Annotated in this window: 6 protein-coding genes; 2 read left to right on the top strand and 4 right to left on the bottom strand. The window is 74.0% G+C overall.

Going from position 1 to position 8,745, the window contains the following annotated elements; translation table 11 throughout:
• The 3 genes from VKZ81_RS20440 to VKZ81_RS20430 all read right to left on the bottom strand — a co-directional run.
• On the bottom strand, positions 1 to 1,236 hold a 1,236-nt coding region (locus tag VKZ81_RS20440), incomplete at its 3' end, for a ribonuclease catalytic domain-containing protein (protein WP_324243225.1).
• Positions 1,237 to 1,288: 52 nt separating this feature from the next.
• A complete protein-coding gene (locus tag VKZ81_RS20435; protein WP_324243224.1) occupies positions 1,289 to 2,032 on the bottom strand; it encodes a maleylpyruvate isomerase family mycothiol-dependent enzyme in 744 nt (247 codons plus the stop codon).
• Positions 2,029 to 2,859 (bottom strand): fumarylacetoacetate hydrolase family protein, encoded by an 831-nt coding sequence (locus VKZ81_RS20430; RefSeq protein ID WP_324243223.1) that lies wholly within the window; start codon positions 2,857 to 2,859, stop codon positions 2,029 to 2,031. Before VKZ81_RS20430 ends, VKZ81_RS20435 begins: the two co-directional genes overlap by 4 nt.
• Positions 2,860 to 3,048: 189 nt before the next feature.
• Between VKZ81_RS20430 and VKZ81_RS20425 the strand changes: the two genes are divergently transcribed.
• Positions 3,049 to 4,218 carry a lactonase family protein gene (locus VKZ81_RS20425; protein WP_324243222.1) on the top strand — a complete coding sequence of 390 codons (1,170 nt, stop codon included), beginning with the start codon at positions 3,049 to 3,051 and terminating at the stop codon, positions 4,216 to 4,218.
• A gap of 98 nt (positions 4,219 to 4,316) precedes the next feature.
• Here VKZ81_RS20425 and VKZ81_RS20420 read toward each other — a convergent pair whose 3' ends face one another.
• Positions 4,317 to 6,689, bottom strand: a complete 2,373-nt coding sequence (locus tag VKZ81_RS20420; protein WP_324243221.1) for a xanthine dehydrogenase family protein molybdopterin-binding subunit — start codon at positions 6,687 to 6,689, stop codon at positions 4,317 to 4,319.
• Positions 6,690 to 6,908: 219 nt separating this feature from the next.
• On the opposite strand from VKZ81_RS20420, the gene VKZ81_RS20415 reads away from it, so the two are divergent.
• Positions 6,909 to 8,576 (top strand): fumarate hydratase, encoded by a 1,668-nt coding sequence (locus VKZ81_RS20415; RefSeq protein WP_324243220.1) that lies wholly within the window; start codon positions 6,909 to 6,911, stop codon positions 8,574 to 8,576.
• Positions 8,577 to 8,745 lie beyond the last annotated feature (169 nt).

Raw genomic sequence — 8,745 nt, 5'->3', positions numbered from 1 at the left:
GACGCTCTCCCGCAGCAGGGCGGCCTCGGTGCGGTCCAGGCAGGCCCGGTCGACCCGCGAGGCCAGCGCGTCGGAGTCGTCCATCAGCTCCGGCAGCGTCGGCAGGGCCGCGCGCAGCCAGTCGGGCAGCTCGGCCCCCGCGGTGACCGCGAGGCACACCTCGGTGCCGAACCGGTCGGCCAACCGGCGCAGCGGCGCCGTCACGTGCGTGTAGGGCGCCCCGATCCCGCCGTGGCCCGTATCCGCGGGCGGTTCGGTGCCCGCCTGGCGGTCGAACGCGTGGTACCCGGCGCCCCGCAGCAGCGCGGTGGCCGCGCGGCGAACCGCGAGCGCGGTCGGGGTGTCCGCGGGCAGCGCGGCGAGCGCCTCGGCCACGGGCGCGTTCTCGGGCCACCCGAAGCCCAGCTCGCGCGCCGTGCGCCGGAACGCGGCGAGCGCCTCCTCGTCGGGCGCGGGCAGCGTGCGCAGCAGGCCGACGCCCGCCTCGAGCATGATCTGCGCCGCCGCCATGCCGGTGAGCAGCGAGATCTCCGCGTTCCACGACTCGACGTCGAGCCGGCGGCGGACCCGCACCGTCCAGCCGCCGGAGCCGTCCGGCACCACCTCCTGCTCGGGCAGCTCCAGCTCGATCGCCCCGCGCCGCACGGCGTGCGCCCGCCGCAGCGGCCCCAGCTCGGGGAGGCCGGAGAGCGCGGGGTGGACGCGGCCCGCGGCGATGTCGGCCTGCACGCCCGCGTAGTCCAGCCGGGCGCGCGAGCGCACCACCGCCCGCTCCACCGACACCGCCACCTGCTCGCCCGCGTCGTCCAGGTCGAACGTCCACAGCACCGCCGCCCGCGGCCCGTCCGGCAGCAGGCTCGCCGCGTCCTCGGACAGCGCGGGCGGGTGCAGCGGCACCGGGCCGTCGGGCAGGTAGATCGTCTGGCCCCGCCGCCGCACCTCTGCGTCGAGGGCCCCGCCGGGCACGACCACCGCACCGAGGTCGGCGATCGCGTAGTGCACGCGGAAGCCGGACCCGCGCCGGACCACGCCCACCGCCTGGTCGAGGTCCTTCGACCCGGGCGGGTCGATCGTCACCAGCTCGACGTCCGTGGCGTCGCGCCGCCCAGGGCCCGGGCCGGGCCGGACCGCCGCGGCCCGCGCCACTTCGGCCAGCACCTCGGCCGGGAACGCCTCGGGCAGCGCGAACTCGGCGCGGACGGCGGCGAAGTCCGGGGCTGGTCGCGGCGTCGGCACGACCTGCAGCCTCCCACGGACCCGGCCGCACCGTGAACACCGAAGCCGGCCCTCAGAGCCAGCGGGGCAGCTCCGGCAGCTTCCGGCCCGCCGAGCTGCGCAGCTCGCGCCCCTTGCTGCGGCCGAGCAGCCACGCCGCGAGCTCGTGCGCCGGGCCGGTGATCGTCACCGCCCCGTCCTGCTCGCCGACCGTCCAGACCGCGCCGTCCGGGGTGGTGAGCCGCAGGGCGGGGCAGTCCGGCTTCTCCCCCATGCTGGCGGCGACGTCGGTGAGCAGCGCCGCCAGCATGGGGGCCGGCATGTCGGCGAACGAGGCGCCCACGTCCAGGTCCACCGCGTGGATCCACATCTCGCGGGCCCGCAACCAGGGGATGTCGGACGCCGGCAGCTCCTTGCCCTGCGCGTTCTCCACGCGCGCCGACCACGCCGACTCCGGCATGGCCCGCACCTCCCTGGCCAGGCGGTCGGAGGACTCCACCACGTCCGCGCGGATCTCCGCGGGCGGCCGGCGCGCGCCCACCTCGATGTCGGCGTCGCGTTGCTCGCGGCTCGCGTACGCGGGGGTGCGCACCCCGGTCCTCGCCCACCGCAGCAGGTTGATCATGGCGTCGGCGTTGCGCGCGACGTGCGTCAGCACGTGGGCCCGGCTCCACCCCGGCAGCAGGGACGGCGCCGCGAACGCGTCGTCGCCCATCCGGGTCATCAGCCCGCGCAGGTGGGCGGCGCCGTCGAATGCCCAGGCCAGGGTGTGGTCGAGGGAGCGGGGGCCGGGGACGGCCGTCGGCCGCCGTTTCACGGCGCGGCCTCCAGGCGGCAGGTGTTGCGGCACTCGCCGATGCCGTCGATGCGGGTGACCAGCTGCGTGCCGTCGGTGAGATAGCGCGGGGGCTTGCGGGCGTGGCCGACGCCGCCGGGCGTGCCGGTGGCGATCACGTCGCCGGGGTTCAGCGTCACGATCGCGGACAGGTAGACGACGAGGTCCACCGGCGAGAACACCAGCTCCGCGGTGGACGAGCGCTGCATCGTCTCCCCGTCGACGACGGTGCAGACCTCCCACCCGCCGTCGGGCAGCTCGTCGGGCGTCACCAGCCACGGGCCGAGCGGGGTCGTGCGCTCGAACGTCTTGCCCTGCAGGAACTGCGACGTGCGGCGCTGGAAGTCGCGCACGCTCACGTCGTTGAGCACGGTGTAGCCGGCGATCGCCTCCTCCGCCTCCCGGGGCGTGGCGTGGCGGACCGGGCGGCCGATCACGACGGTCAGCTCGACCTCCCAGTCGACCGCCTTCGACGCGCGCGGCAGCACGATGTCGTCGTAGGCGCCGACGAGCGCGGGCGGGAACTTCGCGAACACCGTCGGGTACTCGGGCAGCTGGTTGCCCATCTCCTGGACGTGGTCGCGGTAGTTCAGACCGACGCAGATGATCTTCTCCGGCGACGGCACCAGCGGCGCGTAGTCCAGCCCGTCGAGGGGATGCGCCGGCCCGTCCGCCGCAGCGGCGTGGTCGGCCCAGTCGGGTCGCTCCAGCAGCGCGCGGACGTCGCGCTCCCCCGTCTCCACCGCCGCGTCCGCGTCCACCCGCACCGCGCGATTGCCGGTCGCCGTGCGGATCGTCGCCAGCCTCATTCGCTCACCTCACCGGTCGTCACGGCGGGAAGTGTCGTCCAATCCGGCGCGTCGCACACGATCGGGGGGCGGACCCACCCTGGTTCCGACCTGCGTCATCGATTCGGCGAACAAGACGAACGGGCACACCTCGTTCGAGATCACCCCAACGGGTGACGGCGCGGCCCCGCGGTGCGCGAGGCTGCGGGGATGGACCTGCCCGGACCCGCCCGCGCCGTGTGCCACGCCGCCGTCGGCGCCGACCTGTTCTGGTACGCCGCGGACGCCGACGCGCTGACGCTCGTCCGCGAGGGTGGGCTCCGCGCGCCCGAGCACGTGCAGTACGCGTGGGCGCACCCGGTGCTGCCGGTGCTGTACGCGGCCTACAGCAACCGCTCCACCGCCGATGACCACCACGGCGTCGCCTGCTACCGGATCGAGCCCGCCACCGGGCGCCTGACCGAGCTGCACCGGCCCCTCGACCTGCCCCACCGGCCGATCCACCTCAGCGTCGACCCGGCCGGGCGGTTCCTCCTGGTCGCCTCCAACCAGCCCTCGGCGCTGGTCGTGCACGCGCTGGAGGCCGACGGCGCGATCGGCGAGCGCGTCGAGCAGCCGGGGCCGGTCGACGTCGGGAACTACGCCCACCAGGTGCGCACCACGCCCGCCGGTGACGCCGTCGTGGTCTGCGCCCGGGGCAGCGACGCCACCGCCACCGAACCCGGGGCGCCGGGCGCGCTCGTCGTGTTCCGCTTCCGCGACGGTCGCCTGTCCCACCGCAGGTCGATCACCGTCGGCGACGGGCGCGACTTCGGGCCGCGCCACGTCGACTTCCACCCGACGAAGCCCTTCGTGTACGTCTCCCTCGAGCGCGGCAACCAGGTCCTCACCCACGGCGTGCGCGACGGCGGGATCACCCCGGAACCGCTGCACAGCGCGCCGACCGCGGCCCGGCCCGACCTGCGGGCGCCGCAGCAGTACCTCGGCCCGGTCCACGTCCACCCGAGCGGGAGGCACCTCTACCTGGTCAACCGCTCCGACGGCACGGTGCCCTCCCGCGGGCGGGCCGTGCACGGCGAGGGGGAGAACACCGTCGCCGTCTTCGCGCTCGACCCCGACACCGGCGAGCCGACCCTGGCCCAGACGGTCGGCATCGACGCCTTCCACGCCCGTACCTTCGCCATCCACCCGAGCGGGACGATGCTGGTCACGGCCGCGGCCGCGCCGCTCGCGGAGCGGGTCGGCGACGACGTGCGGGAGGTGGCCGCCGGGTTCTCCGTGTTCGGCATCGGCGACGACGGCCGGCTCACCTTCGCCCGCACGTACGACGTCGACGTCCGCTGCGGCCCGCTGTTCTTGTGCGGCATGCTCCGCCGCTGACGCACCCAGCCCGCGACTCGCCCACACCCAACCCGCGACTCGCCCGCACCCAGACCGCGACTCGCCGAGGTCGACGAGTCGCGGTCTGGGTGCAGCTGTCAGATGGTGCCCTCGTCGGCGGCGGTGCCGCCCTCGGAGCGGACCGGGAGCGTCGTGAAGACGGCAGGCGGCTCGCGCCACAGGTCGGGCGTCTTCCCCGCCTTCGCGTCCTGGATCGCCCGCCACACCCGCTCCGGTGTGCACGGCAGGTCGACGTGGCGCACCCCGAACACGCTGAGCGCGTCGACCACGGCGTTCTGCACCGCCGGGGTGGAGCCCACCGTCGCCGACTCGCCGATGCCCTTGGCCCCGAGCGGGTTGAGCGGGGTGGGCGTCTCGGTGTTGGCGGTCTCGAAGGTCATGAGGTCCGCCGCGCTCGGCATCCGGTAGTCGGCGAGTGTGCCGGTGAGCGGCTGGCCGTCGGGGTCGTAGACGACCTCCTCGTAGAGCGCCTGGGCGATCCCCTGCGCCAGCCCGCCGTGCTGCTGGCCCTCGACGATCAGCGGGTTGAGCACCCGCCCGCAGTCGTCCACGGCGACGTGGCGGCGCGGCGTGACCCGGCCGGTCTCGGTGTCGACCTCCACGACGGCCACGTGCGCCCCGAACGGGAACGTGGCGCTGTCCTGGTGGAAGTCCAGGCCCGCGAAGATCCGCTCGCCCTCGGACTCGGCGCTGCTCGCGACCTGCGCCCAGGTGACCGTGGCCGTCGGGACGCCCCGCACGCCGAAGGTGCCGTCCTCGGTGAGCTGCACGTCGTCGACCGACGCCTCCAGCAGCGCGGCGGCGCGCTTGCGGCCCTGCTCCAGCACGTCGTCGGCCGCGGCCCGCACCGCGTTGCCCGCCATCTGCAGCGACCGCGACCCGCCCGTGCCGCCGCCCCGCGGCACCGTGGCGGTGTCGGACTGCACGAACTTGATCTTCTCGATCGGGATGCCGAGCCGGTCGCTCGCGACCATGGCGAACGCGGTGGCGTGGCCCTGGCCGTGGGCGGAGGTGCCCGCCGAGACGGTGGCCGAACCGTCGGGGTGCACGGTGACCGAGCCGTACTCGTCGCCCGCGCCCGCGGTGATCTCGACGTACACGCTGACGCCGATCCCGATCTGCACCGGGTCGCCCGCCTCGCGCCGGGCGGCCTGCTCCTCCCGCAGCTTCTCGTAGTCGACCAGGCGGAGCGCCTCGCGCAGCGGCAGGTCGTAGTCGCCGATGTCGTAGCGCACCCCGGACGGGGTCTGGTACGGGAACTGGTCGGGCTGGATGAAGTTGCGCCGGCGGATCTCGACCGGGTCGATACCCAGCTCAGCCGCGGCGATGTCCATCATCCGCTCGATGTGCGCCGTGGCCTCCGGACGGCCCGCGCCGCGGAAGGCGCCCATCGGCGTGGTGTTGGTGAGCGCGACCGCCCCGTCGAACGCGAGCTTCGGGATCCGGTACACGCCGGTGGCCATCGTGTGCGTCGACATGAAGATCAGCCCGCCGCCGAACCCGGCGTACGCGCCGCTGTCGCCCACGACGCGGGCCCGCAGGCCGGTGATCACGCCGTCGCGGGTGAGGCCGAGCTCGTAGTAGCCGACCTGCCCGCGCCCGTGCGGCATCGACACGAGGTTCTCCGACCGGGTCTCCACCCAGGTCACGGGGCGGCCCAGCGCCCTGGCCACCCCGACGGCCGTCGTGTGCTCGGCGATCATGCCCGCCTTGCCACCGAACCCGCCGCCGACGTGGGGCGCGATCACGCGGACCCGCTCCGGCTCCAGCCCGAACAGGGCGGCCGCCTGGGCGCGGAAGCCGTGCGGCATCTGGGTGGACACCCAGATCGTGAGGTCGTGGTCGGCGCCGTCGTAGCCGCCGGGGAGCACGGCGATCGCGTTGCCCTCCATGGGCATCACGGCGAGGCGCTGGTTGACCAGGCGCGCCCGCACGACCACGTCGGCGTCGGAGAGCACGTCCTCCTCGGGCGCGCGCTCGCCCTTGGCCAGGTTGGTGCCCAGCTCGGGGAACTGCGGTTCGGCGTCCGGCTCGAGCGCGGCCTCCATGTCCACGACGGCGGGCAGCGGGTCGTAGTCGACCTCCACCAGCTCCGCGGCGTCGACGGCGGCGGCCTTCGTCTCGGCGACGACCACGGCGATCGCCTCACCCACGAAGCGGACCCGGTCGGTGGCGAGCGGCGGTCGCAGGATGTCGGGGTTGACGACGAACAGGCCGCCGTGGGCGGGCAGGTCGAGGTCGGCGGCGGTGTAGACGGCGACGACTCCCGGGGCCGCCTTCGCCGCGGAGGTGTCGATCCCGGTGATCACGGCGTGCGCGAGCGGGGAGCGTACGAAGGCCAGGTGCAGGACGCCTTCGAGGTCGAGGTTGCCGACGTAGGTGCTTGCGCCGGTGATGAGGTCGCGGTCCTCGACGCGTCGGACGGAGGTACCGAGAATCGAGCCAGGCATGTCGACGACCCTACGGGCCGCGACCGGCCGCTGAACAGAAGTTGTTCACGGAACAGAAGTCGTCGATGCTGCCCAGAAGTTGACGTGAGCCCGCTCACGGGAGAACCTCTCCCACCGGGGCTTCGCGCGGCCGGCCCGTCCGGGCGCGCGTACCACGGGAGGTCGGACTGGTCGGGGGCCGGTCCGGCCTCCCGACCATTTCCCGGTTAGTTTCTCCAGGTGCCCGGTTTCCACCACACCGACGTGCTGCCCATCGGCCCGGACGACACCGAGTACCGGCTCCTCGACCTGCCTCCCGGCCGGGTCGTCGAGGCGGCGGGCCGCACCTTCCTCGAGATCGACCCCGCCACGATCACCGCGCTCGTGCGCGAGTCGGTGCGCGACATCCAGCACATGCTGCGGCCGTCGCACCTCGCGCAGCTGCGCGCGATCATCGACGACCCCGAGGCCTCGCCCAACGACCGCTTCGTGGCCACCGACCTCCTGCGCAACGCCTGCGTGTCGGCGGGCGGGGTGCTGCCGATGTGCCAGGACACCGGCACCGCGATCGTCATCGGCAAGCGCACCGAGACCGTGCTGACCGGCGGCGACGACGAGCGCGCGATCTCGCGGGGCGTGTACGAGGCCTACGACGAGCTCAACCTGCGCTATTCGCAGATGGCGCCGCTGTCGTTCTGGGACGAGAAGAACACCGGCACGAACCTGCCCGCCCAGATCGAGCTGTACACCGCGCCGGGGCAGGCGCCGAAGTACGAGTTCCTGGTGATGGCCAAGGGCGGCGGCTCGGCGAACAAGACCTTCCTCTACCAGGAGACGAAGGCGCTGCTGAACCCGAGGAAGCTCGCCGCGTTCCTCGACGAGAAGCTCCGCTCGCTGGGCACGGCCGCCTGCCCGCCGTACCACCTGGCGGTGGTGGTGGGCGGCATGTCGGCCGAGTACACGCTCAAGGTCGCCAAGCTCGCCTCCGCCCGCTACCTGGACAACCTGCCCACCGCGGGCTCGGAGCTGGGCCACGCCTTCCGCGACCTCGACCTGGAGCAGCAGGTGCTCGAGCTGACCCGCGGCTTCGGCATCGGCGCGCAGTTCGGCGGCAAGTACTTCTGCCACGACGTGCGGGTGATCCGCCTCCCCCGCCACGGCGCCTCGCTCCCGGTGGGCATCGCGGTGTCCTGCTCGGCCGACCGCCAGGCCAAGGCCAAGATCACGCCCGAGGGCGTGTTCCTCGAGCAGCTCGAGCGCGACCCGGCCCGCTTCCTGCCCGACACCACGGCCGAGGACCTGTCCGACGAGGTCGTGCACGTCGACCTGAACCGGCCGATGGACGAGATCCGCGCCCAGCTGTCGACGCTGCCGGTCAAGACGCGCGTCTCGCTCACCGGCCCGCTCGTGGTGGCCCGCGACATCGCCCACGCCAAGATCGCCGAGCGGCTGGAGGCGGGCGAACCGATGCCGCAGTACATGCGCGACCACCCGGTCTACTACGCGGGCCCGGCGAAGACGCCCGAGGGCTACGCCTCCGGCTCCTTCGGCCCGACCACCGCGGGCCGGATGGACTCCTACGTCGAGCAGTTCCAGGCCGCGGGCGGCTCGCTCGTGATGCTCGCCAAGGGCAACCGGTCGAAGCAGGTCACCGACTCCTGCGCCAAGCACGGCGGGTTCTACCTCGGCTCGATCGGCGGCCCCGCCGCCCGGCTGGCCCAGGACTGCATCCGCAAGGTCGAGGTCCTCGAGTACCCGGAGCTCGGCATGGAGGCGGTCTGGCGGATCGAGGTCGAGGACTTCCCCGCGTTCATCGTCGTCGACGACAAGGGCAACGACTTCTTCACCGAGCCCGCCCCGGCGCCGACGTTCACCAGCATTCCGGTGCGGGGCCCGGGTCTGGCCTGACCCGTACGCGTACGACAGTGCGGCAGAAGGGGCTTGCCCGTCCGGGGCAGGCCCCTTCGGCGTCTCTCAGTCGTCCAGCAGGCCCGATGTCGCGACCAGATAGCCCAGCTGCGCCCGGCTGTTGCTGCCCAGCTGCTCGGAGACCTTGCGCATGTGCTCGGCGACGCTG

The sequence above is a fragment of the Pseudonocardia sp. genome (genome assembly GCF_035305885.1).
In the GTDB taxonomy this organism is placed as follows: Bacteria; Actinomycetota; Actinomycetes; order Mycobacteriales; family Pseudonocardiaceae; genus Pseudonocardia.
Note: the sequence above shows the minus strand (reverse complement) of the source record. Positions and strands in the feature narration are given on the sequence as shown.